This window comes from Yersinia nurmii (assembly GCF_001112925.1).
Lineage (GTDB): Bacteria > Pseudomonadota > Gammaproteobacteria > Enterobacterales > Enterobacteriaceae > Yersinia > Yersinia nurmii.
On record NZ_CPYD01000010.1, the window covers coordinates 1 to 24,551 of the forward strand.

A 24,551-nucleotide genomic window follows, 5' to 3' on the forward strand; every position below is an offset into this window, starting at 1 on the left:
GCTCGAATAATCGAACGAGTTTGATGAAGAGTCCAGACGCTAGAAAGCAAAAAACCAGCCATAGGCTGGTTTCTCTAAAAGTGGTGCCCGGACTCGGAATCGAACCAAGGACACGGGGATTTTCAATCCCCTGCTCTACCGACTGAGCTATCCGGGCAACGGGGCGCATTAAACCGTATTGGCACTAAATCGTCAATGAGTTTCTGTCATAAAGTCGATCGTTTGCTGCCTTTTCGGTCAGGTAAGGTGAAATACAGCCTTATTAGGAGGAGGGGATCAGTGAAAGCCCAGTTTAGCGCCTGCGGACCATATGCACTTAATTTCTGGTTGATTGCATAATCACAGATTAAATATTCATAATTAGTGAATATTTAACGCTTGAATCACACTAATAAAAATGCCATTATTGCGCGAAATTCATATCCTATTATGCTAAATCAGGCTAAAGAGGGGCGTCCATGACAAGTGTTGTATTTTTTTTGACGCAAAACTTCCCCCGTCAGCCAATGATCTATTGCTATCACTGTTTCTTGCCCTTCTGCCATTCTGCTGCCGTTTACCCTATGCGGTAAGGCTAGTTCTGCTCACTGTTAGGCATGATTAAAACTAGAGTTCATTCTCTGATTTTACTGATGTCTATTGGTTACAGCTGAAATTAGATAAATCATGCTCCGCTCGGGTCTTTCTCCGTATCGGCACATCTGTCATTCAGCTAATTCAATAGCAACTTACGGAATGTTATTAGGTTTATTTATCTTATAAGATTTCATTTTTGTGCCTAGGTGGCACGACTCATCCCTGACAGTTTGAGACTCGGTAACATGACACAGTTGAAAATAGCAGCAAGCGCCAATTTGGTCTCCTATCTGGCTACCCCACGCGAGGTAGTATGTCTTAATGAAACTGACTTTACCGATGTCGCGGTGATTCTGGTTTCTCTAGAAGATGCCAATAGCGGTATTCTGGCGGAATTGCATAAACAGGGGTTCGGGATACCCACTTTTATTGCTGTGGGAGGCGATCAACAAGTATCCGTTGATTACCTGCCGCTGATTAAAGGTGTAATGGCTTTGGGCGAAAATAATAAAGCTTTTTATCTCGCTCAACTTGAAGCCTCTGCTGCTGAATATGAAAAAAACCTGTTACCGCCCTTTTTCTCAACGCTGAAAAAATACGTCGAAATGAAAAACTCGACTTTTGCCTGTCCCGGTCATCAGGGGGGCGAGTTTTTCCGTAAGCATCCGGCTGGACGGCAATTTTTCGAATTTTACGGTGAAACGCTTTTTCGCTCTGATATGTGCAATGCTGATGTCAAATTGGGCGATTTATTGATCCATGAAGGTGCGGCCAAAGATGCGCAGAAGCACGCGGCAAAAGTGTTTAACGCTGACAAAACCTATTTTGTGCTAAACGGAACTTCTGCTGCTAATAAAGTGGTGGCCAATGCGCTATTAACACGTGGAGATTTGGTGCTGTTCGATCGTAATAATCATAAATCCACTCATCACGGTGCGTTGATTCAGGCCGGAGCCACACCTGTATATTTAGAGACCGCCCGAAATCCTTTTGGTTTTATTGGCGGAATTGATGCACATTGCTTCAATGAACGTTATTTACGTCAGCAGTTGCGAGAAGTCGCCCCTGAGTGTGCCGATGAAGCTCGGCCATTTCGATTAGCTATCATTCAATTAGGAACCTACGACGGTACGATCTATAACGCTCGTCAGGTTGTGGACAGTATTGGTCACTTGTGTGATTACATTCTGTTTGATTCGGCGTGGGTAGGGTACGAACAGTTTATTCCAATGCTGAAAGATTGCTCTCCGCTGTTGCTGGAATTAAATGAAAATGACCCTGGGATTATTGTGACCCAGTCAGTCCATAAACAGCAGGCTGGTTTTTCCCAAACCTCACAGGTACACAAAAAAGATAATCATATTAAAGGGCAGAAACGACACTGCAATCATAAGCGGTTTAATAACGCTTTCATGCTGCATGCTTCTACCAGCCCATTTTATCCGTTGTTTGCTGCGTTGGATGTTAATGCCAAAATTCATTCTGGCGCCAGTGGCCGCAATATGTGGATGGATTGTGTCAGATTGGGTATCGAGGCGCGAAAATTAATATTGGAACGTTGTTCATTGCTAAAACCCTTTATCCCACTACAGGTAGATGGCAAGAACTGGCAGGACTATGCTACTGAGACAATTGCGAATAATGCCTGTTTCTTTGATTTTGTGCCTATGGAAAAATGGCACGGCTTTGATGGTTATACCGACGATCAATATCTGGTCGACCCCTGCAAATTATTGCTGACGACGCCAGGCATTGATGTGGCCAGCGGGCAATATAGCGAGTTTGGTATTCCCGCGACCATTCTGGCTAACTTCTTGCGGGAAAATGGCATTGTGCCGGAGAAGTGCGATCTTAATTCAATTTTGTTCTTGCTCACGCCGGCTGAAAATAGCGCTAAAATGGCTCACTTGGTAGACATGTTGGCGCAGTTTGAGCAACACGTTGAGCAAGATTCATTGCTGTGTGACGTATTGCCGACGGTATATCGGAAGAATGAGCAACGTTATCGCGGATATACTCTGCGCCGTTTATGTCAGGAGATGCACAATTTATATGTGAGTTATGACGTAAAACAGCTGCAAAAAGAGATGTTCCGCAAAGCTAGCTTACCGCAGGTAGCCATGAATCCGCAGGATGCCAATATTCAGTTTATCCGAGATAATATCGAGCTAATTCCGATAGCGGAAGCTGAAGGGCGAATTGCCGCAGAAGGCGCTTTGCCTTATCCTCCGGGTGTACTTTGTGTCGTTCCCGGTGAAGTCTGGGGCGGTGCCGCTCAGCGCTATTTCCTCGCACTGGAAGAGGGAATTAACCTATTACCAGGATTCTCACCAGAATTACAGGGTGTATATATCGAAAAAGGTGATGTTGAGTGGCGACGTATTTTTGGGTACGTCATCGCAGGTTGATTCTATTTTCAGATACCACCGGGTAAGCCGGTGGTATCTGAAGAGGTATATTAATGGCTGAAATAGCGGCCTAACAGAACCAGACCAGAGAACAGCAATAGGATATTTATTAATTTTATTAACTGCTCTCGGTTGATTCCTAAACTGATCCTATTCGCTAGGGTTAAGCCTACTAACATCCCTGGGGCGAATAGCAATACCATCAGTAAGATCGAAAAATCCATATAAACACCGGCCAGCGTAAATAAAATAACGCGGGTGAGGGTGCTCAAACCTATCAATGTTGTTTGGGTTATGCGCAGATTATCTTTGCTTTCTATTCGACCGGATAAATAAATGGCATAGATAAACCCGCCGCTGCCAAATAGCGCACTAAATACACCGCCGACTAAGCCAAAAGGCACGGCTACTGCCGATTTGAATTTCCCCTGTGGTTTACGTCGGCTCAAAGAATAGAACGCGTAGAGAATGACAAATATCCCTAAGGCTAATAACAGAATGTCCGGGCGGGTTTTAAGTAAAATTGTTGCGCCGATTAAGCTGCCGATAATCATCATAGGTACCAGTCGCTTAAGCTCGCTAAGATCGGCATTCTTACTGTGTCTGGCGACGTTAGTAACGGCAGCGAACAGATCTACTATTGCCAATAGAGGGACAATTTTTGCGACTGGCATAAAGAGTGCTAAAACCGGGCTAGCAATAAGTGCGGAGCCGAACCCGGTCAGGCCAAAGATAGTATAGGCGACAACCATAGTGGCAAATATGGCTGCTAATTCGAATAGCGTAAATCCAAGGTCCATTTGTTCAGCCTGAGTAACAAGAAGGGAGGAACTTTTACTATAGGCTGCCGTGGTTTATTTCCCATTGTTCTCATATGCATTGTGATAATGGACACAATTTCTGTCTGGCAAAGATGGGTATTGAAGCTTTCTAAGAATAAAAAATGGCACAGATAACTGTGCCATTTTTACCGGTTATACTTAGGAATAAAGCCAACTTAGTATCGGCGATAGCTCTTCTGAGCGCTGTTTACTTTTACCAGATAGCGGCGAGATTCCGCAGCCGGATGTTTGGTGGTTAGCGTTTGGAATACATCTCCCGGAGCCATGCCATTGATAATGGAGAACGCTCGGTTCTTATCGCTATGGAATACGCGTAATACGCTGCCTGCACCACCGTTATAGGCGGTAATGACCGCATAACGACGGGCGGTGGCATTCTGGATGCCGCCGAGATAGCTATTTTGCAAAATGGACAGATAAGCCGTACCCGCATCGATGTTGTTTTCAGGATCGAACAAATAGCTACGGCTTGGTTGCCCGCTTTTCCCTTTCAATCTGAATACGTCTTTACCGGCGGTGTGCTGTACTACCTGCATGAGACCCAGAGCATCAGAACCGCTGACTGCATAAGGGTTAAAGCTAGATTCCGTTTGCATAATCGCTAATATGAGCGATTCTTCCACACCATATTTTTCCGCCGAGCGACGAACCAACGGCAAATATTTGTGGGCTCGTTTGTCTAAGTGGTTTGGCACCAGTTGCAGCGTAACCGACCAGATGACATGCAGACCGGAAGTCCGTTTTTTCATTCTGGTTTGTAACAGATAATCTGCAAAATGTGCGGCCCGCCATTCCCAACGGATTGGCTGACCATTGTTATCCAACACCTGACCGTAAAGGAACGGCTCTTTACTGATCTGGATATCGTTAACATCGGAATAAAGGTCGATCGAACCGGGATCATCACCCATTAATAACGTTGTGATAATTGCCTGACGCAGGTGTGCGGCAGGATCGGTTGTTGCGATGGTTTCTACCGTAATAGTACCTGCATCAAAGTTGATGTGGCTACGGGTTTGGTATTGATCGGTATATTTGACGTAGTCTTTCGGGCCGGCGATCAAAACTTCACTCAAACCCCAGATGTTTTCGATATTGTGGGCAAATTGACCCATTAAGATTTCGAACCCATTGGTGTCTTTGATAAAGGCTTCATTATTGGCCTGATCTTTATTGCCCGAGCAGGAAACTAATAATGGGGCAATCACTAGCAAAGCTAAAATTTTCTTCATCTTACAAGCCATATCGTGATGAGGAATAACATCAGGGCCATCACTGGCCCTTTGGCGTTACTTACTCGGTGGGGTATACCCTTCGATGTGAACATCCTGCCCTTCGAACAGGAAGTTAATCATTTCCTGTTCCAGTAATTTACGGTCTTCCACATTCATCATGCTGAGTTTTTTCTCATTAATTAGCATGGTTTGTTTAGCGATCCACTGTGACCAAGCTTCTTTTGAGATTTCATTATAAATGCGTTTGCCAACTTCACCCGGATAGAGCTGGAAATCCTGCCCTTCAGCATCCTTTTGTAAAAATGTGCAAAAAATCGTTCTGCTCATGCTAAATCCTCATTTGTGGCACTATCGCCAAATAACGCTGCTTGGGTAGGAGGCTGCTTGGCCAACTGCTGCAACAGGCGTTCAACGGGCGCAGCAAGCCCTACCGACGGTGGCTGTGCTAAGTTATACCAGAGACCCGCTCCTTCATCCATGCATCCACTCAGGGTTACCGCATTCATCCATATTGGCACGATATCCAAATGGAAGTGGCTAAAGGTGTGACGAAAAGCGGTTAACTGCTGCAAGTCTTGCTCTGGTAACCCTTTTTGCTGCAACCAGTGGCTGAGATCTTCTCTTTCACTAAATTGCGGGAAGCAGAACAGTCCGCCCCATAGCCCAACAGGAGGGCGCTGTTCGAGCCAAACTTGCGTATCATTTTGAATCAATAAGAAATATGCGGTTTTTTCCGGTATGGTTTGTTTCGGTTTTTTCCCCGGATATTGTGGCCAGCTATGGTTGGCGTAAGCAATACAGCCAGTGTTTAGCGGACAAAGTTCACACTTTGGCTTGGAACGAGTACAAACCATCGCCCCAAGGTCCATCATCGCCTGGTTAAACTGGCCCACGCCCTGAGCTGGCGTAACATCTTCGCTGATTTGCCATAGCCGTTTTTCTACTTCTTTTTTCCCCGGCCAGCCATCTACCGCATAGCAGCGAGCCAGAACCCGTTTCACGTTACCGTCGAGGATCGGGAAATGTTGCCCCAGCGCCAGCGACAAAATAGCGCCTGCGGTGGAGCGGCCAATTCCGGGCAAATCGGCAATTTCTTCAAAAGTGGTAGGGAATTCGCCCTGATGTTTGGCCACAATGGTCTGCGCCGCTTTGTGCAGATTACGAGCGCGAGCGTAGTAACCCAAACCTGTCCACAGGTGCAATACTTCATCCAATGGAGCTGTAGCCAGCGCCCGGACATCGGGGAAACGCGCCATAAAGCGTTGGAAGTAAGGAATGACGGTGGCAACCTGAGTTTGTTGCAACATCACTTCCGACAGCCATACTTGGTAGGGTGTCTTGTCCAGTTGCCATGGCAGGGTTTTGCGGCCATAGCGTTGGTACCAGTCAAGCACCACTTGCGCGAACTGTTGCGCTTGCATCATAGGTAAGTATCGATATCCGGCAGAGAAATAATTTAGGGCTGGGATTGCAGCATAGAGTCTGAAGGCTGTAAACCGGAACTTTCCGAGGGGTTGGCGAAGTTTCGTCGGTAAGAATGAGTAATTTCGTGGTTAAATTTGTACTTCTGGCGTTCATAGTTGATAAACTAGCGTATCTTTGCATAATGCGCGTTCTTATTTTGCGCAACTCAACAGACAGAAAGCACCATGATAAATGACGTCATATCTCCGGAATTTGATGAAAACGGCCGCGCACTGCGCCGTATTCGTAGCTTTGTCCGCCGCCAAGGGCGCTTAACCAAGGGCCAACAGTTTGCGCTGGATAACTACTGGCCGGTGATGGGCGTAGAATATCAAACGACCCCGGTGGAGCTGAGCACGCTGTTTGGCCGTGAAGCGCCGACAGTATTGGAAATTGGTTTCGGTATGGGGACCTCTTTGATCACCATGGCGGCGAATAATCCGCAGCAGAACTTTTTGGGTATCGAAGTTCACTCGCCGGGCGTTGGCGCTTGTCTGGGCAGCGCCCATGAAGCGGAACTGAGCAATTTACGCGTGATGTGTCACGACGCGGTTGAAGTACTGGAAAACATGATCCCGGAAGGTTCGCTGGATATGGTTCAGCTATTCTTCCCCGACCCATGGCATAAGGCGCGTCATAATAAGCGTCGTATTGTCCAGACTCCGTTTGTGGAACTGGTAAAAAGTAAATTAAAAGTCGGCGGTGTATTCCATATGGCCACCGATTGGCAACCTTATGCGGAACATATGTTGGAAGTGATGTCGGCCGTCTCCGGATACCGTAATCTTTCCGAAACCAATGACTATGTTCCTCGTCCGGATTCACGTCCGTTGACGAAATTTGAATTACGTGGCCAGCGTCTGGGACATGGCGTTTGGGATCTGATGTTTGAGAGGAAAGAATAATGGCTAACAATCGCAGTCGTCGTTTACGCAAGAAAATGCACATCGATGAGTTTCAGGAATTAGGTTTCTCCGTTCAGTGGACCTTCCCGGAAGGCACTGGCGTTGATGTGATCGATTCCACCGTAGACGCATTTATCGACGAAGTTATTGAACCAAACGGTTTGGCTTTCGACGGTAGTGGCTACATGCAGTGGGAAGGCCTAATCTGCCTGCAGGAAATCGGTCATTGCACCGATGAGCATCGTGCAATGGTCAGCAAATGGCTGGAGGCTCGTAAAATGAAAAACGTAGAAACCAGCGAGCTGTTTGATATCTGGTGGGATTGATCCTAACGATCTGACCACTGTTTGATAATAAGGGCGCCGCTATGGGCGCCTTTATTTTTATTGGGGAAAGTACCGGAGTATTTCCGTGGTAAAGACGTTATCGAATACGCTGTTGGAAGATATCCTCGATCAGGTTAGACCGATGATTGGACAAGGGAAAGTCGCTAACTATATTCCAGCCTTGGCGGAAGTTTCCGCTGATAAGCTGGGTATTGCGGTTTGTGGCGTCGATGGTCAGATTTTTCAGGCGGGAGATGCGGAAGAGCGCTTCTCAATCCAGTCGATTTCTAAGGTGCTAAGCCTGACTCTGGCTTTAGGGCGCTACGGCGAGGATGAGGTGTGGCGGCGAGTGGGAAAAGAGCCATCGGGCCAGCCGTTTAACTCATTGGTGCAGCTGGAGTTGGAGCAAGGGAAACCACGTAATCCCTTTATTAATCCGGGGGCGTTGGTGATTTGCGACATGCTTCAAAGTCGTCTGAGTGCGCCTAAGCAGCGGATGCTGGAAGTGGTGCGCCAGTTGGTCGATGATGTCACTATCGGCTACGACAGTCGGGTGGCACGTTCGGAATTTGAACATTCGGATCGCAATGCGGCCATCGCTTATCTGATGAAATCTTTTGGCAATTTTGACAACGACGTTCTGACCGTGCTGCAAACTTATTTCCATTATTGCGCCATGCGTATGAGCTGCGTCGAGCTGGCTCGCTGTTTTGTTTATCTGGCAAATCAGGGACGGCCAATCAATCATGCCGAACAGATTATTTCACCGATACAAGCCAGGCAAATCAATGCGTTAATGATAACCAGCGGTATGTATGACGGTGCCGGTGAGTTTGCTTTCCGCGTGGGTATGCCGGGGAAATCCGGTGTCGGCGGCGGAATTATTGCCGTGGTACCTGACGAGATGTGCATTGCGGTATGGTCACCGGAGCTGGATGTCTCAGGGAACTCATTGGCCGGAACCGCTGCCTTAGAGTTACTTGCCCAGCGGATTGGTCGTTCAATCTTTTAGGATCAGTCCACTACCGGCGGCGATAAAACTCAGGCAGTGTCATAATTAGCGGTAGATAAACGGTTTCTCAGGAGAATCTATGTTACGAAAAGCAGGACTGGCGCTTTTGTTATTGGCTGCGGGACAGGTTCACGCAGAATATCAGTGCAACGTAAAACCTCAGGATGATGTGATTATCAGTCCGCAGAGCGTACAGGTTGTGGGAGCCAGCGGAAATCTGCAAATCTCACCGGATGGCGATGTGATTCGCAACGGTAAAACATTGACTCTCACGGAGGCTCAGCGCCAGAAAGCGTTCAGCTATCAGAGCGCATTGCGCAAAGATTTGCCGTGGATTGATAAAGGCGCGCAACAGCATCTGGAAAAAGCTCGAGTTTCTTTGGATAACGTCATTGTGCAACAGTTAGGGAGCAGCAGTAATGTGCGTAACCGGCTGACTACGTTGAACGATCAGCTGAAACAGCAAATGAGTCGCATCATTGAGAAACGCAGCGACGGTCTGACCTTCCACCATCAAGCCATCGCTCAGGTAGAGAAGGACGGTCGCGCCATAGTGCAACAGAGTTTGGGGGGCGTTTTGCAAGATAGCCTAAATGAGATGGGCGTTAAGCAGGCTACGAGCGGTTCTTCCAATAATCCATTGCAGGCGATAATGGGCAATCTGGGTGGTTTGCAGCAAGCGATTCAGACGGAATGGAACAATCAGGAACAAGATTTCCAGAACTTCGGCCATGAAGTTTGTGGTCGGGTAACCACGCTGGAGCAGCAGCGCATTGAGCTGCTCAAAGCCTTAAATTGAGTTCTATCCGACAAACTAAAAAACGGGCGTAATGCCCGTTTTTTACGATGTGTTCTGACAACTATAAAAACAGTTCCAGCAATGAATTCAGGAAAAGTTTTCCTTTTTCGGTAATCTGCCAGTGCTCATCGGTTTCCAGCATATAGCCTTTGGCGATGGCCTGATCCAGCTGCGAGCGAATGGTGCTTTCTTCCAGACCGGTAAAATGATAGAAATCACCGCGCGGCGCGGTTTCCAATAGACGGAAACGGTTCATGAAGAATTCAAACGGCCGGTCGGCTATTTCAACCTCATGTTGCTTGTCCATATATTGGCCTTGCATGAAACCGCGTGGATGCTTGGTTTTCACCGTGCGAAGAATGCGACCATCGCTGAAAGTCACTTTTCCGTGAGCGCCGCAGCCGATGCCCAGATAGTCGCCAAAGCGCCAATAATTGAGGTTGTGCTGGCATTGGTAACCGGGCTTGGCGTAGGCAGAGGTTTCATACTGCTGATAACCCGCAGCGCTTAGCAACTGGTGACCTTGCTCGAAAATATCCCACAGGGCATCGTCATCCGGCAATTTGGGCGGACGTGAGCTGAAACCGGTATTGGGTTCGATGGTTAGCTGATACCAAGATAAATGAGGAGGATTTAGTGCGATGGCCTGACGTAAGTCGTCCAGCGCCTCTTCCAGCGTTTGATCCGGCAATCCATGCATCAAATCCAGATTAAAGCTACGTAAACTCAAAGAGGTTGCCAGCGCCGCAGCGCGTTTAGCCTCTTCTGGGCCGTGTATCCGCCCCAGGCGCACTAACTTCTGCTCGCTAAAGCTCTGCACGCCGATAGAGATGCGATTGACACCGGCTCGCTGGTAGCCGCTGAAGCGATCGGCCTCAACGGTGCCGGGATTAGCTTCCATGGTAATTTCGGCATCTGCAGCAACCGGCAGGCGCGCTCTAACGCCATCCAGCAGACTTTGCATCGCTTCTGCACTCAGTAAACTTGGCGTACCGCCGCCGATAAAAATGGTGCCGATTTCTCGTCCGCTGGTTAGCGGCAGGTCGGCGTCCAAATCGGCCAGCAGGTGATCGACATATTCCTGATGAGGAACATCTCCTTTCAACGCATGGGAGTTAAAATCGCAATAAGGACATTTCTGTACGCACCACGGAATATGGATATAAAGACTAAGCGGTGGCAACTTAAGCATTTCGCAGGGCATCCAGCATTAATTTCAAGGCCTTACCGCGATGTGATACTGCCTGTTTTTCTTCGCGGCTTAGTTCTGCGGCAGTTTTGCCTAATTCCGGTACGTAGAAAATAGGATCGTAGCCAAAGCCACCTGCGCCAGATGCTTCACGTGCAATCACGCCAGGCCAGCTGCCGTGGAACACCAGAGGTGTTGGATCTTCGGCGTGACGCATATACACCAGAACGCAATGGAACTGTGCGCCGCGTTGTCCTTCAGGCACATTCTGTAGGCTTACCAACAGTTTCTCTAGGTTTTCTCGATCGCTAGCATCAACGCCAGCATAGCGCGCAGAATAAATACCCGGAGCGCCGCTTAGCGCATCGACGGCCAGGCCGGAATCATCGGCAATGGCGGGCAATCCTGTGACCTGCGCCGCATGGCGAGCTTTCAGAATTGCATTTTCGATAAAGGTTAAACCGGTTTCCTCCGCAGATTCAACGCCCAGCTCGGTTTGCGCAACCACGTCCAGACCGAAATCCGCCAGTAGGCTGGCTAGCTCACGTACTTTACCGGCGTTACCGGTGGCTAAAACGACTTTTTGCATGGTAAATCCTGATTGATTGTTACGTCGGTAACCTGCTTTTCATCATGAGATAAACCTGATGGTTTTGTGCCATTCATTGAATTTATTTCGTGCCATTCAAAATGGAGTAGCGAAGTTATCCGACTATTCGAGCAGTGCTGCAACCTGAGGTGGAATCTGCTGCGGATGAATAATTTTGATCTGTTTATGCCGCCCCAGCTCACCTTTTTCGATGATGACGTGGCTTTTGGCCACTCGAAACTGTTTGGCAATAAATTTGATCAAATGGGCGTTGGCCTGCCCATCAACCGGCGGGGCGGTAATGGCGACTTTTAACTCATCGCCATGTAAACCGATAATCTGATCTCGGCTGGCTTTCGGCTGAATATATAGCCTGATCGCCAGCCCGTCCAGCAGAGGAGTGACTGCACTCACAGTACGAACCAGAGCTCGCCTAACAGATCCATGCCTAAATAATTGATCAGATACAGGATCAGGATCACGACCATGCCGGAAAAATCGATCCCGCCCATTGCTGGTAGAATACGGCGGATCGGTGCCATCAGCGGTTCGGTCAGTTGATATAGCAGGTAGTCCATCGGGCTTCTGCCTTGGCTAACCCAGCTCATCAATGCACGGATAATCATCACCCAGAAGATCAGATAACCAGCGGCCTTAACCAGTGAAATTACGCCAAACAGCAGATTATAAGGACTGAGGGACATGCCGCCGCCCTGAATCAGCAATAATAGCGGATATTTGATGGTCATCAACAGGAAGGCCAACAGCAGAGAAGCGCTATCTATCGGGCCTAATGAAGGAATAATTCGTCGCAGCGGGCCAACGATCGGCTGAGTGATTTTCACCACGAACTGCGAGAACGGGTTGTAAAAGTCACTGTGTACCATTTGCATCCAGATGCGTAATAGCAGCACCATGACGTAAAGGTCAATGACGGTTTTAGCCAAAAAAGTCAGCGTTAGCATGGGTTGCCTTTAGTCCTTAATCATATTCAAGTATCTGTAAAGTACCTCTATCTTAATGATAAAGGCTTAGGGGAAGCGTATTGTTTTGTAAATCAGTCTTATCAGCCATCGGATGGATTAAAACAGTTTCTCCATCTCCTGCGCGCGGCTGATTGCGGCTTGCATGGCATGGGAAACAATATCCGACAAATGTTGCTCATTAAATACGCGCAGCGCTTCCGCCGTGGTGCCACCTTTCGACGTGACCTGCTCGCGTAAAGTCGATAGCGGTAGCTGCGGGTTGGCCTCGACTAGTGCTGTAGCACCAGAAGCCGCTTGCTGTACCAGCAGGCGTGCGGTGTCGCTATCAAACCCTAAACGTTCCGCTTCTTGCTGCATTGCTTCCATAAACAAGAAGAAATAGGCGGGTGCACTGCCTGCGGCGGCAATAACCTGATTAATGCCGCCTTCATCGTTGACCCAGCACACTTTACCGACTGAACCCATTAATTGAGCGGTAAAATCACGATCGGCTTGGTTAACCTGTTCCGGCGCATAAAGCCCACTCATGCCTTTTCCTACCAGAGAGGGAGTATTAGGCATAATTCGCACCAGATTCAGCTTGTCTCCCAGCAACGTGTAGAAACGCGAAACGCTGATGCCGGCGGCGATGGATAATACCAGTTTCCTACTGAAATCAACCTGATCACTCAATGGCTTGCAGACATCAGCCATCATTTGTGGTTTCACCGAGAGTACCACCACTTCGGCTTCACGAGCCTGAGCCACGTTATCACTGCTACTGATTACGCCAAATTCCTGCGCCAGAGCATCACGATGGGTGGCTGAAGGAGCGCAAACGCTGATTAATTTAGCCGGATACCCGTCTGCAACCAGACCCGCGATAATTGCGCGCGCCATATTGCCCGCGCCGATAAACGTCATTTTGCGATGTTGCATAACTATCCTCGATTAAGCCTGCGCTGGCGCGGTGGAACCATAGTCGCGAGCGCCAAAAATGGCAGTGCCGATGCGCACCAAGTTGCTACCCGCGCTGATGGCGGCAGCCATATCGTCGGTCATACCCATAGAAAGCGTATCTATTTCAGGGTAGCGCTGTTTTAAGGTTAAGAAAGCCTGATTCATCTGCTGAAAAACGGCAAGCTGACGTTGAAAATCGCTTTCAGGCGCTGGAATTGCCATCAAACCCCGTAATTTCAAGTTTGGTAAACCATGAATACCGGCGGCCAGATCCGGTAGTTCGGCGAGCTGAATACCCGATTTGCTTTGCTCATCGCTGATATTGACCTGAATCAGAACATTCAATGCAGGCATGTCCGCCGGGCGTTGTTCACTCAGGCGTTTGGCAATTTTGAGTCTGTCTACGGTATGGCACCAAGCAAAGTTTTCCGCTACCAGGCGGCTTTTATTGGATTGCAGCGGGCCGATAAAGTGCCATTCCAACTCGGGATTCCCAGCGAAATAGTGGATTTTATCCACCCCTTCCTGAACGTAGTTTTCACCAAAGGCATGTTGCCCGGCGGCAATGGCTTCTTCGATCGCGGCCACAGGTTTAGTTTTACTGACTGCAAGCAACGTAATTTCTTCTGGGGAGCGTTCGCAATTCCTTGCAGCAGCGGCGATCCGGTTCCTGACATCCTGTAGGTTCTGTTGGATAGTGCTCATATGACCCCGGGGGTTTGATATGGATTTCAATGAATGGGTGGCGGCTAGTGTAAAGCATAATGCCTCCGATCTGCACCTGTGTACTGGCTACCATCCCGCGTTACGAATTTGCGGTGATTTGCATATATTCAGCCAGGCCGGGCAGGTTACGTCGACATGGATACAGAATTTAAGCCGACAACTATTAGATGAGGTTCATTATGAGAAATTACAACGGCATGGGCAGATTGATTTTTCATTTTCATTACCTTGTGGAACGCGATTGCGTGGGCATTTCTTTCAACAGCAACGTGGGCTTTCCGCCGCTTTCCGTTTGATTTCCGCCCAATGTCCTACTTTGGCCGAATTGGATGCTCCGGAGGTAGTGCATCATTTATTGCCCTGTGAAAGCGGTTTGATATTGATAACCGGAGCCACTGGCAGTGGAAAATCCACCACGCTGGCAGGAATGCTAGATGGGATTAACCGTATGGGAGGGCGACACATCATTACGCTGGAAGACCCTATTGAATTTATTCATCACAGTCAGGGATGCTTGATTCAGCAGCGAGAACTCGGCGAGCACATGTTGTCTTTCAGTGCGGGGCTAAAGGCAGCGCTAAGACAGGATCCGGATATCATTTTGCTGGGGGAATTGCGGGACAGAGAAAGCATTACGCTGGCTCTGACCGCAGCAGAAACCGGGCACTTAGTGTTAGGAACCTTGCATACCCGAACGGCGGCGCAGGCTGTTGATCGACTGGTTGATGTGTTTCCTGCGGAAGACAAGGGCAGTGTACGCAGTCAGCTGGCGGGGAGCCTGATGGCTGTGATTGCGCAAAAACTGTTGCCGAAACGAGGTGGAGGGCGAGTGGCTATATTTGAAACCATGGTACAAACCGGTGCGGTCAGTCATCTGATCCGGGAAGGAAAAACTCATCAGCTAACCAGTTTGATGCAAACCGGTGGAGCGATGGGAATGCAAACTTTTGAGCAAGGGTTATTACAGCGCCAAAATCAGGGCGTATTGGCACTAGTCGAAGAACAATGTTGGACGCAGCATTAAAAGGCAAAAGGCAAAAGGCAAAAGGCAAAAGGCAAAAGGCAAAAGGCAAAAGGCAAAAGGCAAAAGGCAGAGGGAAAGAGAAAACATAAGCAACGAAGTGCGGCGCACGGAAATGGACACACCTGGAACTGCGGATTTGTCAGGAGAATAAACGGGGTTATGCGGGGAATATCAGCCCGGATATAAGCTCCGGGCTGATGACGTACAGATTAAGGCTTAGGAATTTGCTGGGTAATGCAGTGGATATTGCCGCCACCCAACAAAATCTCTCTGGCTGGAACGCCAATAATGGCGTAGCCAGGATACATTTGTTGCAACAGATCTTTGGCCAAATCATCGGTACGGCTATCCAGCATTGGGAAAATAATTTGCTGGTTGCTTATCAGATAGTTGACGTAAGAACCTGCCAGCCGTTCACCAGCAGTACGAGGCACCGCATCGGTTGACAGCACGTCGGCAGTCTCTTCTTCGGTGTTGTACAGCGGGCCGGGCGCAGGAAGCTTCCAGACTTTCAGCTTACGACCTTTAGCATCCACCGCTTGCGATAGTACTTCGTAAGCCGCCACGGAACGGGCGTACTGCGGGTCCTGCTGATCGTCTGTCCAGTGCAACGCCACTTCGCCGGGGCGTACAAAGCAGCACATATTGTCGATGTGACCGTCGGTTTCATCGTTATATACGCCGTCTTGCAGCCAGATAAAGTGGGTTACACCCAGATATTCCCGCAGCAACGCTTCGATTTGCTCTTGGTTCAGGTCTGGGTTGCGATTTGGATTCAATAAACATTCCGCGGTGGTTAGTAGCGTGCCTTCGCCATCGGTATGAATTGAACCGCCTTCCAGAATCAACGGAGCGGCATAGCTGAGGTTTTTATGAAACTCGTTCACCTGTTCGGCGACTTTTTCGTCTTGTCGCCAATCGGCATACAGGCCGCCCAGCAATCCGCCCCAGGCGTTGAATTTCCAGTCAACGCCACGACGTTCGCCTTTGCCATTGATAACCATAGTTGGGCCGGTATCGCGCATCCAGGCGTCGTCACACTCCATTTCAACCAGGGTGATATTGGCTGGCATAGTGGCTTTCGCCTGCGCCATAAATTTGGCAGGTACGCCCATATATACCGGTGTGGCGCGAGCAATAGCTTCAGCAACCTTGGCAAAAGTTTGTTGGGCAGGAATACCTTTACCGCGCCAGTTATCCTGACGGTAAGGCCACAGCATCCAGACTGCGTCCTGAGGTGCCCATTCGGCAGGCATATAGAAACCGTCCTGCCGAGGAGTTGTTTGCAACGCCATGATTATCTCCGGGTTTTGCCGTCAGAAGTCGCCAGTGCCTGATACATTTCAGGGCGACGGTCGCGGAACAGGCCCCATGAAGCGCGTTGTGCAGCGATTTCCTGTAAATCAAATTCGTGTACTAATACGGTTTCGTCGGTTTTGTTAGCCTGAGCCACTAAAGCGCCGGTTTGGTCGGCGATGAAAGAAGAACCGTAGAAAGTCATTTCCAAACCATCGATATATTGACTGGCTTCAGTACCGATACGGTTGGAAGCGATAACCGGTACTAGGTTAGCTGCGGCGTGGCCTTGCTGTACGCGAGTCCAGTGTGGCTGGCTGTCGATTTCCGGGAAAGCCGGTTCTGAACCAATAGCGGTTGGGTAGAAGATAACTTCTGCGCCTTGCAAAGCCAGGCTACGTGCGGTTTCCGGGAACCATTGATCCCAGCAAATACCTACGCCGACTTTGGCATAACGGGTTTGCCAGACTTTAAAACCGGTGTCGCCGGGAATAAAGAACTGTTTTTCTTGATAGGCCGGGCCGTTTGGAATATGGGTTTTACGATAAACATCCAGCACCGAGCCGTCGGCATCGATCATTACCAGAGAGTTATAGTAAGCGTTGTTGGCGCGTTCGAAGAAGCTCAGTGGCAAGACGACTTCCAGCTCGGCGGCGAGCTTGGAGAAATGTCGAATTAGTGGGCTATTGTCCAGCTCTTGGGCCAACGCATAGTGCTCAGGGCTTTGATCTATACAGAAATAAGGCGCAGCGAAAAGTTCCTGAATCAGGATGATCTGCGCGCCTTTGGCGTGAGCTTGTCGCACCAGTTTCTCGGCATTTTCGATGTTCTTCGGCAGGTCCCAAGAACAGGCCATTTGTGTTGCAGCAACAGTCACTTTTGTCATGAGAAAACCTCAATAAATGTAAAAAACACCCTCTAAGGATGAGCGATATTCTGCGCCATCAGTCTGTCAGAGTTAAATAAATCTCTACAGAGACGGCAGCGTTGGCCGTTGCGCAACTTGGCGGTTCCGGCATCGAGACAATAGAGGCTAAGCATAGTAATCAAGGCCGCCGTTGCCCAATTTCATCCGCCGATATCATCGCGGGGCAGCATACTATGTCAGCTAAAACTATTCGCCAAGTCCTATTGTACCGCGTGCTTAGCTCAATAGGGGTAAATTGGCTGTGTTCCGCCACGGATAGCGGCACTAATTATAACAAAGTTATTTTAAATCAAAGCGTTATAAATTATTCGGGAAAGGTCTAAGCTGGCCACCCTGAGCCTTGGATTAGGGCATTTAGGATATAATTTTGCCGAGGTATTACTGGGGCTGTTGTTCGAACCAGCTCTCCAGAATAATCACCGCCGAGGCCGCGTCTACACTGCCTTTATCTAAAGCACGATAGCCGCCGCTGTCGAACAGGTAGGCTCTGGCTTCGACTGTGCTCAGTCGTTCGTCGTGTAAAGCAATAGGTACACCAAAACGACCATGCAGCCGATTGGCGAATTTGCGTGCTCTGGCGGTCAAAGGCTGCTCGGTGCCATCCATATTTAAAGGCAGCCCTACCACCACCAGATCTGGCTGCCATTCTTTCAGTAATTTTTCGACTTTCTGCCAGTCTGGCGTGCCGTCCTGCGCTTTGAAAGAGGTCAGTGCGCGAGCCGTACCGGTAATTTCCTGACCGATAGCAACGCCGATACTTTTGGTGCCAAAATCAAAGGCGAGAATGGTGCGGTTAGCCATCAGGCGTGTCCTGCTTGAGGGGCGATATTGAAAATATTGATGCCCAGTTTATTGGCCGCTTGCTGCCATCGTTCGGCAATAGGCGTATGGAAAATGATATCGAGATCGGCCTCGATGGTTAACCAGGAATTCTCCAGCAGTTCCTGCTCCAACTGGCCTTTTTGCCAACCGGCATAACCTAGAGCCACCAGCACATTTTTCGGCTGTTCCGGCGTACCTAACGTTGCCAGTACGTCTTTGGATGTGGTGATCATGGTTTCTGGCGAAATGCGCACACTGGAGCCAAAACCTGGCTGTGGTGAATGCAGGATAAAACCGCGATCGTCAGCTAATGGGCCACCAGAAAGCACCGGCTTATCCAGCCGTATGGCGGGATCGCGTGGAGAAGGAGTGATTTTTAGTTTCTTCAGCACGGATTCCACAGTGAATTTTTCCACAGGTTTATTGATGACCAAACCCATGGCACCGTCTTCATTGTGCTCGCAAATATATACCACCGAGCGCTTAAACTGAGGGTCCTGCAGTGAAGGCATAGCAATAAGGAAGTGATGCTGTAAATTCATTATGTTTTATAGGTAAGTCGCTGAAGTAAAAGATAAAAAGCCGCAGTTCGCGGATGAAAGTAATAAAATGATGGGGTGCGGTCGTTGAAGCCGCAACCCCAAGCAGAATCAGGCTTTTTTATCAGCCAGGCGTTTTTCGATGGCATCCATCAACATACCGGTAACGGATACTTGAGGGAACGCGGCTTCGATCTCGCGAGCGCAGGTTGGGCTAGTGACGTTAATTTCAGTCAAACGATCGCCAATGATGTCCAGACCGACAAAAATCAGCCCCTTTTCTTTCAACGTAGGAGCTACCGCACGAGCAATTTTCCAGTCGCTTTCGCTCAGTGGGCGGGCTTCGCCTCGGCCACCGGCAGCCAGATTGCCGCGGGTTTCGCCCTGCGCCGGAATGCGCGCCAGACAGTAAGGCACCGGTTCGCCGTCCACCACCAAAATGCGTTTGTCGCCGTCGGTAATCGCTGGCAGGAAGTTTTGCGCCATGCAGAAGCGACTGCCGTGTTCGGTCAGGGTTTCGATAATTACCGACAGGTTAGGATCGTCCTGTTTCACGCGGAAGATAGATGCGCCGCCCATGCCATCCAGTGGTTTCAAAATAATGTCACCGTGCTTCTGGTGGAATGTGCGGATATGCTCTTTGCTACGGCTAACCAGCGTATCCGGGGTTAACTCCGGGAACCAAGCGGTAAACAGTTTTTCGTTACAGTCACGTAGGCTTTGCGGTTTGTTGACGACCAGCGTGCCTTTGATCTCAGCGCGTTCCAGAATATAAGTGGCGTAAATATATTCGGTATCAAACGGCGGATCTTTACGCATCAGGATAACGTCGAGATCGTGCAACGTCAGATCTTGCTCGCTACCGAAGCTGAACCACTGGTTTTTATCTTCTTTTACGTTCAGTAAGCGAGTGCGGGCGCGGCCTTCACCGGCGTGGAGATAAAGGTCGTTCATCTCCATATAATGCAATTCGTAACCGCGGCGCTGTGCTTCCATCAGCATGGCAAAGCTGGTGTCTTTTTTGATATTGATGGATGAGATAGGGTCCATCACGATGCCGAGCTTGATCATTCTTTTCTCCTTTAACCCAGATCGCCGAAACGCACTTGTAAGGCAGTGATTGCGGTGAGCGCTGTCGTTTCTGTACGCAAAACGCGTGGCCCCAGCAGGATATCAGTAAATCCGTGGCGTGAGGTCATCTCAATTTCGTCGGCGGTTAAACCACCTTCCGGGCCGATTAACAGGCGGACTTTATCCACCGGCAGCGGCAGCGTATTAATGCTGTTGCTGGCTCGCGGGTGCAGATTTAGCTTCAGGCTATCATCCTGTTCGGCGCACCAAGCCTCTAACTGCATAGCTTCACGGATTTCCGGTAGAGTGTTGCGACCACACTGTTCGCAGGCAGCAATGGCGATTTTTTGCCATTGTTGAATTTTCTTAGCCAAACGCTCGCCGTCCAGCTTGACTCCGCAACGCTCTGAAAACAGTGGTGTAATTACGTTCACACCCAATTCGATGGATTTTTGGATCGTAAATTCCATCTTTTCGCCGCGAGAAATAACCTGCCCGAGATGCAAATTCAGCGGGGATTCCCGATCTTCAACCACGGCGTCGCCGAGGCGAACTCGAACGCTTTTTTTATCCACGCGAATGATTTCTGCGCTGAATATCTGATTGCTACCGTCGAAAAGCTGTAGGCTTTGCCCTTCGCTCATGCGTAACACGCGGCCTACGTGATTGGCGGCGTCATCGCTGAGAGCCAGTTCAGAATGAGCCGACAGCGGCTGCGGATGATAAATGCGGGGTATACGCATGGGTGTGCTCTTGGTTCCGTAACGAAAATTTCACCGCGCCGTTCGTTGGTTAACGACGCGAAATAAAAGGCTGCCCGCAGAATAACAGAGTGGCGGGGATATCGACCAATGGGGATATCAGCCAATATAGTAGGTTAGCTTTTTTGCTGCTGGCAAGCTTGTTGTACATAAGGATTATGATTGCCCTGTACTTTGGCAATGCGCTCGTCACGCTGGCATTCCCAATTGTCAACCGGATACTGGCGATCCCAAACCTCAAACAGCTTGGTCTGCTGGCTGGATAGGCGAAGTTGATATTGATCGCGCATATAGAAGTAGGTACGGGCAATAGCACCACGCGCGCGCGCCGGTGGTTCCGCCTGCTTGTTTTTGAAATCGACCTTCATCGCACATTGACCATATTGACCTTCGCCACCTTTCCATTGGCTGTACATGAAGTTATTGCGGTCTCCATTCACTTCGCCAATGGCTGGCTGCAAATTGTGCAGGTCGGTTTCAATTTGACGGTAAACCGCATCTTTATTGCAGTTTTTACGGCCGCCCTCTTGCCAGCATTGGCGCTGATGCCCAAATTGCCAAGCCGGAACCACATGTTCCCACTCGATACGCTCGGCCCGCTGCGCGTTTTTACGTACCTGATAGCCGCAGCTGTTCAGATCGGGAAGCCCTTTTTTGCCTTGCCACTGAATCTGGCAGCCACAGTAAAAACTGCCGGGAGCGTCTTGATGGATCTTAGCGGCGGCGGTTTTGGCTTGCGAGAAGTTGTTGATATTTTGGCTATAACTGACGGATGAGAATAGCGGAGAAGAGCAAACCAGAACCAATAGAATTTTGCGTAACATGTTCCAAAACGACCTAAATATGGAAAAGCACGCAGATTATAGAAAGTTATCGGCTCAGGCAAACAAAGATCTGGTTTTTTATACAGTAAATCCAATAACTAAGATGTTTCTGTAGTGGTATATTGCAGTTTTTCACCGCAGTAACGGCAGCGATATTCACTCTCTCCGCGTAGCACCCGATTATGGCGGCGCACCGTCAGTTGGTGAAGTTGGCAGGCACAGCGATAGGGGAAGGTTTTGCTCTGCACCGAGGCGATTTCAAACTTATGTGTGCGACTGGCAGGAACTTGCAGCACGCTTTCCATCATCCAGCGCCACTCTTTACCGTGGGGTGCCACGCGACCAAACCGACGAAATACCAGCAAGTGAGCCAGTTCATGAGGCACCACTTCGTCGATAAATGTCTGTTTGTTTTCCAGCAGCAATACCGGATTCAGGCGAATTTCCCAAGACTGCAGGTAAGCGCTACCGGCGCTAGTCCCGCGTTGGTGATAGTTGATTTTTGGCTCTGGATATTGGGTTCCCAGATGCTGGTTGGCTAGTTGCAGCTTCCGGCGCAGACACTGCATAACCCCTTGTTGCAGGGCGATAGGAATTCTTAGTGAGCTCATAGAGCGGAAGAATAGTGTGACGGAAACACAGATGCAAGCGACCTGTTCAGTCCTGAGAGCACGAATTACATATTATAAAATTATATTATATGTTTTTATATAATGAATGTGAGATAGCAGGGCGTAACATGAGCAGCAAAGACACACTGAGTCTCAATTTGATGAAAATGGCAGCGGCTGAAGCCTGCGGCACCTTGCGTATGCTGGCAAACGAAGACCGTTTGTTATTGCTGTGCCAAATCAGTCAGGGGGAAAAATCCGTCGGCGAGCTGGAAACCTTGCTGAATATTCATCAACCGACGCTTTCCCAGCAGCTTGGGGCCTTGAGAAACGAAGGGCTGGTGACGACGCGAAGGGAAGGGAAACGCATTTATTACTCCATCGCAGATCGACGGATTCTGGCGATTTTACACACGCTATACGAGCTTTACTGTCCAAAAGAAGGAGAGGGGATTCATGAACATTGATTGGATGAATTTTACACCGTATTCGGCTGCGGTGGGAGGCGTCATATTAGGCTGCGCAGTGGCGTTATTTTGGGTATTCAACGGAAGAATTACGGGTATCAGCGGTATTCTTGGCGGCTTATTAGCCGGGAAAAAGGGGGATATTAGTTGGCGATTGACGTTCCTGATTGGCCTGATTATTTCCCCGTTAGTTTATGCGTTGTTTTTACCTTTGCCAGCGATTCAGATTGATGCCGATATCGGAACACTGGTAGCTGCGGGTTTATTGGTGGGTATTGGCACCCGCTATGGTTCGGGCTGCACCAGCGGTCATGGCGTCTGTGGCTTATCGCGTTTTTCCCTGCGTTCGCTGGCGGCGACCTTAAGTTTCATGCTGGGCGGTTTTTTCACAGTGTGGCTAATTCGCCACGTATTGGCATAGATAAGGCAGGAAAATGAAACAGTTGTTTTCTCTATTGGCCGGACTGATTTTCGGGCTGGGACTGATTGTCGCAGGTATGGCAAATCCGGCTAAAGTGCTGGGTTTTCTCGATATTAGCGGTCTGTGGGATCCGTCCCTAGGGCTGGTGATGGCCGGAGCCATTCTGGTAGGCACATTAGTCTTTTTCCTGACTCGGAGGCGCTCTATAAGCTTGTTGGGACTTCCAATGCAGTTGCCAACGGCAACGCAAATCGATAGGCGCTTGATTGGTGGTAGCCTGCTATTTGGGGTGGGTTGGGGATTGGCCGGTATTTGCCCTGGCCCGGCGCTGGTGTTAGTCGGTGCGGGTGTGGGAAAAGGCATGATCTTCGCATTGGCGATGGTGGCGGGAATGATGATTTTTAGCCTGATTGAACGGGCTAGAGCCAATCGTCAGGCATAAAAAACCCCGGAAACCGGGGTTTTAACTTGATGCATGAAAGGTCTGGAACTTATTTCAGGCCAGCCGCATCACGCAGCAGTTCGGCTTTGTCGGTCGCTTCCCAAGGGAAGTGCTCACGGCCAAAGTGACCATAGGATGCGGTTTCACGGTAGATTGGTTTCAACAGGTCCAGCATCTGAATCAGACCGTATGGACGCAGGTCGAAGAACTCGCGAACCAGCAGAGTCAGTTGCTCTGGAGCCACTTTCTCTGTCCCAAAGGTTTCCACCATGATGGACGTCGGTTCTGCTACGCCGATAGCGTAAGAAACCTGAATTTCACAGCGATCGGCTAGGCCAGCAGCAACGATGTTTTTCGCTACATAACGCGCAGCGTATGCCGCTGAACGGTCAACCTTGGACGGATCTTTACCGGAGAACGCGCCGCCACCGTGACGAGCCATGCCGCCGTAGGTATCAACGATAATTTTACGACCAGTCAGACCGCAGTCGCCCATTGGGCCACCGATTACGAAACGGCCGGTTGGGTTGATGAAGAATTTGGTGTTGGCAGAAAGCCATTCAGCAGGCAGAACCGGCTTGATGATTTCTTCCATAACTGCTTCTTGCAGCTCTTTTTGCGCGATGTCTTCAGAATGCTGAGTAGACAGGACCACCGCATCAATACCGACAATTTTGTTGTCTTCGTATTGGAAAGTCACCTGGCTTTTTGCATCTGGACGCAGCCAAGGCAGCGTACCGTTTTTACGCACTTCAGACTGACGCTGAACCAAACGGTGCGCGTAAGTAATAGGTGCTGGCATCAAAACATCGGTTTCGTTGCTGGCGTAGCCAAACATCAGGCCTTGGTCGCCAGCGCCTTGCTCCAACGGATCGGCACGGTCAACGCCCTGATTGATATCAGGGGATTGTTTACCGATAGCGCTCAGAACGGCACAAGAGTTAGCATCAAAACCCATTTCGGAATTAACGTAACCAATCTCACGGATGGTATTACGCGTAATTTCTTCAATATCTACCCAAGCGCTGGTGGTGATTTCACCGCCAACCATGACCATGCCGGTTTTGACATAGGTCTCACAGGCGACTCGCGCCTTAGGATCTTGCTCCAGAATCGCGTCAAGTACGGCGTCGGAAATCTGGTCGGCAATTTTATCTGGATGCCCTTCGGAGACAGATTCTGATGTGAAAAGGTGTTTAGCCATTTTATTCTTTACCTTGGTATTCGGGTGAAAAATCACTGCATAGCGTTAAGGAGTGAGCCGGTGGTGCATATCAATACGCTCGCTTCCTGACTCTGGCGTCCTGCAACGCTCCCTTAGGCAAAGCCTCAAGCAGTCATTAAAAAAA

General features: G+C 49.4%; 28 protein-coding genes and 1 tRNA gene. 9 read left to right on the forward strand and 20 right to left on the reverse strand.

What is annotated here, in order from left to right; translation table 11 throughout:
- Positions 1-81: 81 nt before the first annotated feature.
- Positions 82-157, reverse strand: a tRNA-Phe gene (locus AD970_RS12715).
- 664 nt (positions 158-821) lie between these two features.
- On the opposite strand from AD970_RS12715, the gene speF reads away from it, so the two are divergent.
- On the forward strand, positions 822-2,984 hold the full coding sequence (gene speF / locus AD970_RS12720; protein ID WP_049599586.1) for an ornithine decarboxylase SpeF: 2,163 nt from the start codon (positions 822-824) through the stop codon (positions 2,982-2,984).
- Positions 2,985-3,034: 50 nt separating this feature from the next.
- Here the strand turns inward: speF and AD970_RS12725 are convergent, their stop codons facing one another.
- The 4 genes from AD970_RS12725 to mutY form a co-directional block, all read right to left on the reverse strand.
- Complete coding sequence (locus tag AD970_RS12725; RefSeq protein WP_049599589.1) at positions 3,035-3,784, reverse strand: sulfite exporter TauE/SafE family protein; 750 nt, start codon at positions 3,782-3,784, stop codon at positions 3,035-3,037.
- A 197-nt stretch (positions 3,785-3,981) separates the two neighbouring features.
- Entirely contained in the window at positions 3,982-5,058 is a 1,077-nt protein-coding gene (gene mltC / locus AD970_RS12730) for a membrane-bound lytic murein transglycosylase MltC (RefSeq protein WP_049599592.1), read from the reverse strand.
- 57 nt (positions 5,059-5,115) lie between these two features.
- Entirely contained in the window at positions 5,116-5,388 is a 273-nt protein-coding gene (locus tag AD970_RS12735) for an oxidative damage protection protein (protein WP_049599595.1), read from the reverse strand.
- Positions 5,385-6,485 carry an A/G-specific adenine glycosylase gene (gene mutY / locus AD970_RS12740; RefSeq protein ID WP_049599597.1) on the reverse strand — a complete coding sequence of 367 codons (1,101 nt, stop codon included), beginning with the start codon at positions 6,483-6,485 and terminating at the stop codon, positions 5,385-5,387. Before mutY ends, AD970_RS12735 begins: the two co-directional genes overlap by 4 nt.
- Before the next feature lie 225 nt (positions 6,486-6,710).
- Between mutY and trmB the strand changes: the two genes are divergently transcribed.
- From trmB to AD970_RS12760, 4 genes are all read left to right on the forward strand, one after another.
- A complete protein-coding gene (gene trmB / locus AD970_RS12745; RefSeq protein ID WP_049599599.1) occupies positions 6,711-7,430 on the forward strand; it encodes a tRNA (guanosine(46)-N7)-methyltransferase TrmB in 720 nt (239 codons plus the stop codon).
- Positions 7,430-7,756, forward strand: coding sequence for a YggL family protein (locus tag AD970_RS12750; RefSeq protein ID WP_049599602.1), 327 nt, complete (start codon positions 7,430-7,432; stop codon positions 7,754-7,756). Before trmB ends, AD970_RS12750 begins: the two co-directional genes overlap by 1 nt.
- An 85-nt stretch (positions 7,757-7,841) precedes the next feature.
- Entirely contained in the window at positions 7,842-8,768 is a 927-nt protein-coding gene (gene glsB, locus AD970_RS12755) for a glutaminase B (protein WP_049599605.1), read from the forward strand.
- Positions 8,769-8,847: 79 nt separating this feature from the next.
- Positions 8,848-9,567, forward strand: a complete 720-nt coding sequence (locus AD970_RS12760) for a YggN family protein (protein WP_049599607.1) — start codon at positions 8,848-8,850, stop codon at positions 9,565-9,567.
- A 61-nt stretch (positions 9,568-9,628) separates the two neighbouring features.
- On the opposite strand, the gene hemW is transcribed toward AD970_RS12760, so the two are convergent.
- The 6 genes from hemW to AD970_RS12790 form a co-directional block, all read right to left on the reverse strand.
- Positions 9,629-10,759, reverse strand: coding sequence for a radical SAM family heme chaperone HemW (gene hemW, locus AD970_RS12765; RefSeq protein WP_049599609.1), 1,131 nt, complete (start codon positions 10,757-10,759; stop codon positions 9,629-9,631).
- A complete protein-coding gene (locus AD970_RS12770) occupies positions 10,752-11,345 on the reverse strand; it encodes an XTP/dITP diphosphatase (RefSeq protein ID WP_049599611.1) in 594 nt (197 codons plus the stop codon). Before AD970_RS12770 ends, hemW begins: the two co-directional genes overlap by 8 nt.
- A 123-nt stretch (positions 11,346-11,468) precedes the next feature.
- Positions 11,469-11,759, reverse strand: a complete 291-nt coding sequence (gene yggU, locus AD970_RS12775) for a DUF167 family protein YggU (protein WP_049599614.1) — start codon at positions 11,757-11,759, stop codon at positions 11,469-11,471.
- Positions 11,756-12,310 (reverse strand): YggT family protein, encoded by a 555-nt coding sequence (locus AD970_RS12780; RefSeq protein ID WP_049599617.1) that lies wholly within the window; start codon positions 12,308-12,310, stop codon positions 11,756-11,758. The genes yggU and AD970_RS12780 overlap by 4 nt, the downstream gene beginning before the upstream one ends.
- A gap of 117 nt (positions 12,311-12,427) precedes the next feature.
- A complete protein-coding gene (proC, locus tag AD970_RS12785) occupies positions 12,428-13,249 on the reverse strand; it encodes a pyrroline-5-carboxylate reductase (RefSeq protein WP_049599620.1) in 822 nt (273 codons plus the stop codon).
- Between the two features lie 12 nt (positions 13,250-13,261).
- A complete protein-coding gene (locus AD970_RS12790; RefSeq protein WP_049599622.1) occupies positions 13,262-13,975 on the reverse strand; it encodes a YggS family pyridoxal phosphate-dependent enzyme in 714 nt (237 codons plus the stop codon).
- Positions 13,976-13,994: 19 nt separating this feature from the next.
- Here AD970_RS12790 and AD970_RS12795 point away from each other — a divergent pair, with 19 nt between their 5' ends.
- A complete protein-coding gene (locus tag AD970_RS12795; RefSeq protein ID WP_049599625.1) occupies positions 13,995-15,020 on the forward strand; it encodes a type IV pilus twitching motility protein PilT in 1,026 nt (341 codons plus the stop codon).
- 209 nt (positions 15,021-15,229) lie between these two features.
- Here AD970_RS12795 and aguA read toward each other — a convergent pair whose 3' ends face one another.
- The 8 genes from aguA to AD970_RS12835 form a co-directional block, all read right to left on the reverse strand.
- Positions 15,230-16,315 carry an agmatine deiminase gene (aguA, locus tag AD970_RS12800; RefSeq protein ID WP_049599627.1) on the reverse strand — a complete coding sequence of 362 codons (1,086 nt, stop codon included), beginning with the start codon at positions 16,313-16,315 and terminating at the stop codon, positions 15,230-15,232.
- Between the two features lie 2 nt (positions 16,316-16,317).
- Complete coding sequence (gene aguB, locus AD970_RS12805; RefSeq protein WP_049599630.1) at positions 16,318-17,202, reverse strand: N-carbamoylputrescine amidase; 885 nt, start codon at positions 17,200-17,202, stop codon at positions 16,318-16,320.
- A 420-nt stretch (positions 17,203-17,622) separates the two neighbouring features.
- Positions 17,623-18,045 carry a Holliday junction resolvase RuvX gene (ruvX, locus tag AD970_RS12810; protein ID WP_049599633.1) on the reverse strand — a complete coding sequence of 141 codons (423 nt, stop codon included), beginning with the start codon at positions 18,043-18,045 and terminating at the stop codon, positions 17,623-17,625.
- A complete protein-coding gene (locus AD970_RS12815; RefSeq protein WP_049599637.1) occupies positions 18,045-18,608 on the reverse strand; it encodes a YqgE/AlgH family protein in 564 nt (187 codons plus the stop codon). Before AD970_RS12815 ends, ruvX begins: the two co-directional genes overlap by 1 nt.
- 108 nt (positions 18,609-18,716) lie before the next feature.
- Positions 18,717-19,676 carry a glutathione synthase gene (gene gshB / locus AD970_RS12820; protein WP_049599642.1) on the reverse strand — a complete coding sequence of 320 codons (960 nt, stop codon included), beginning with the start codon at positions 19,674-19,676 and terminating at the stop codon, positions 18,717-18,719.
- 11 nt (positions 19,677-19,687) lie between these two features.
- Positions 19,688-20,419: a 16S rRNA (uracil(1498)-N(3))-methyltransferase gene (gene rsmE, locus AD970_RS12825; RefSeq protein ID WP_049599647.1), complete on the reverse strand. Its 732-nt coding sequence runs from the start codon at positions 20,417-20,419 to the stop codon at positions 19,688-19,690.
- Positions 20,420-20,553: 134 nt separating this feature from the next.
- Complete coding sequence (gene endA / locus AD970_RS12830; protein ID WP_049599650.1) at positions 20,554-21,261, reverse strand: deoxyribonuclease I; 708 nt, start codon at positions 21,259-21,261, stop codon at positions 20,554-20,556.
- A 98-nt stretch (positions 21,262-21,359) separates the two neighbouring features.
- The gene (locus AD970_RS12835) at positions 21,360-21,872 is read right to left on the reverse strand and encodes a SprT family zinc-dependent metalloprotease (protein ID WP_049599652.1); all 513 of its coding nucleotides are present in this window, start codon (positions 21,870-21,872) and stop codon (positions 21,360-21,362) included.
- Between the two features lie 128 nt (positions 21,873-22,000).
- Here AD970_RS12835 and AD970_RS12840 point away from each other — a divergent pair, with 128 nt between their 5' ends.
- From AD970_RS12840 to AD970_RS12850, 3 genes are read left to right on the forward strand one after another with little or no spacing between them, the layout of a single operon-like run.
- Entirely contained in the window at positions 22,001-22,339 is a 339-nt protein-coding gene (locus AD970_RS12840; RefSeq protein ID WP_049599655.1) for an ArsR/SmtB family transcription factor, read from the forward strand.
- Entirely contained in the window at positions 22,329-22,760 is a 432-nt protein-coding gene (locus tag AD970_RS12845; RefSeq protein ID WP_049599658.1) for a YeeE/YedE family protein, read from the forward strand. Before AD970_RS12840 ends, AD970_RS12845 begins: the two co-directional genes overlap by 11 nt.
- Positions 22,761-22,773: 13 nt before the next feature.
- Entirely contained in the window at positions 22,774-23,202 is a 429-nt protein-coding gene (locus AD970_RS12850; protein WP_049599661.1) for a DUF6691 family protein, read from the forward strand.
- Between the two features lie 49 nt (positions 23,203-23,251).
- Here the strand turns inward: AD970_RS12850 and metK are convergent, their stop codons facing one another.
- Positions 23,252-24,406, reverse strand: coding sequence for a methionine adenosyltransferase (metK, locus tag AD970_RS12855; protein WP_049599664.1), 1,155 nt, complete (start codon positions 24,404-24,406; stop codon positions 23,252-23,254).
- Positions 24,407-24,551 lie beyond the last annotated feature (145 nt).

Coding starts and splice junctions, on each gene's coding strand:
- speF (WP_049599586.1), top strand. CDS start 822: ATGACACAGTTGAAAATAGCAGCAAGCGCCAATTTGGTCTCCTATCTG.
- AD970_RS12725 (WP_049599589.1), bottom strand. CDS start 3,784: ATGGACCTTGGATTTACGCTATTCGAATTAGCAGCCATATTTGCCACT.
- mltC (WP_049599592.1), bottom strand. CDS start 5,058: ATGAAGAAAATTTTAGCTTTGCTAGTGATTGCCCCATTATTAGTTTCC.
- AD970_RS12735 (WP_049599595.1), bottom strand. CDS start 5,388: ATGAGCAGAACGATTTTTTGCACATTTTTACAAAAGGATGCTGAAGGG.
- mutY (WP_049599597.1), bottom strand. CDS start 6,485: ATGATGCAAGCGCAACAGTTCGCGCAAGTGGTGCTTGACTGGTACCAA.
- trmB (WP_049599599.1), top strand. CDS start 6,711: ATGATAAATGACGTCATATCTCCGGAATTTGATGAAAACGGCCGCGCA.
- AD970_RS12750 (WP_049599602.1), top strand. CDS start 7,430: ATGGCTAACAATCGCAGTCGTCGTTTACGCAAGAAAATGCACATCGAT.
- AD970_RS12760 (WP_049599607.1), top strand. CDS start 8,848: ATGTTACGAAAAGCAGGACTGGCGCTTTTGTTATTGGCTGCGGGACAG.
- hemW (WP_049599609.1), bottom strand. CDS start 10,759: ATGCTTAAGTTGCCACCGCTTAGTCTTTATATCCATATTCCGTGGTGC.
- AD970_RS12770 (WP_049599611.1), bottom strand. CDS start 11,345: ATGCAAAAAGTCGTTTTAGCCACCGGTAACGCCGGTAAAGTACGTGAG.
- AD970_RS12780 (WP_049599617.1), bottom strand. CDS start 12,310: ATGCTAACGCTGACTTTTTTGGCTAAAACCGTCATTGACCTTTACGTC.
- proC (WP_049599620.1), bottom strand. CDS start 13,249: ATGCAACATCGCAAAATGACGTTTATCGGCGCGGGCAATATGGCGCGC.
- AD970_RS12790 (WP_049599622.1), bottom strand. CDS start 13,975: ATGAGCACTATCCAACAGAACCTACAGGATGTCAGGAACCGGATCGCC.
- AD970_RS12795 (WP_049599625.1), top strand. CDS start 13,995: ATGGATTTCAATGAATGGGTGGCGGCTAGTGTAAAGCATAATGCCTCC.
- aguA (WP_049599627.1), bottom strand. CDS start 16,315: ATGGCGTTGCAAACAACTCCTCGGCAGGACGGTTTCTATATGCCTGCC.
- aguB (WP_049599630.1), bottom strand. CDS start 17,202: ATGACAAAAGTGACTGTTGCTGCAACACAAATGGCCTGTTCTTGGGAC.
- ruvX (WP_049599633.1), bottom strand. CDS start 18,045: ATGGCTAACCGCACCATTCTCGCCTTTGATTTTGGCACCAAAAGTATC.
- AD970_RS12815 (WP_049599637.1), bottom strand. CDS start 18,608: ATGAATTTACAGCATCACTTCCTTATTGCTATGCCTTCACTGCAGGAC.
- gshB (WP_049599642.1), bottom strand. CDS start 19,676: ATGATCAAGCTCGGCATCGTGATGGACCCTATCTCATCCATCAATATC.
- rsmE (WP_049599647.1), bottom strand. CDS start 20,419: ATGCGTATACCCCGCATTTATCATCCGCAGCCGCTGTCGGCTCATTCT.
- endA (WP_049599650.1), bottom strand. CDS start 21,261: ATGTTACGCAAAATTCTATTGGTTCTGGTTTGCTCTTCTCCGCTATTC.
- AD970_RS12835 (WP_049599652.1), bottom strand. CDS start 21,872: ATGAGCTCACTAAGAATTCCTATCGCCCTGCAACAAGGGGTTATGCAG.
- AD970_RS12840 (WP_049599655.1), top strand. CDS start 22,001: ATGAGCAGCAAAGACACACTGAGTCTCAATTTGATGAAAATGGCAGCG.
- AD970_RS12845 (WP_049599658.1), top strand. CDS start 22,329: ATGAACATTGATTGGATGAATTTTACACCGTATTCGGCTGCGGTGGGA.
- AD970_RS12850 (WP_049599661.1), top strand. CDS start 22,774: ATGAAACAGTTGTTTTCTCTATTGGCCGGACTGATTTTCGGGCTGGGA.
- metK (WP_049599664.1), bottom strand. CDS start 24,406: ATGGCTAAACACCTTTTCACATCAGAATCTGTCTCCGAAGGGCATCCA.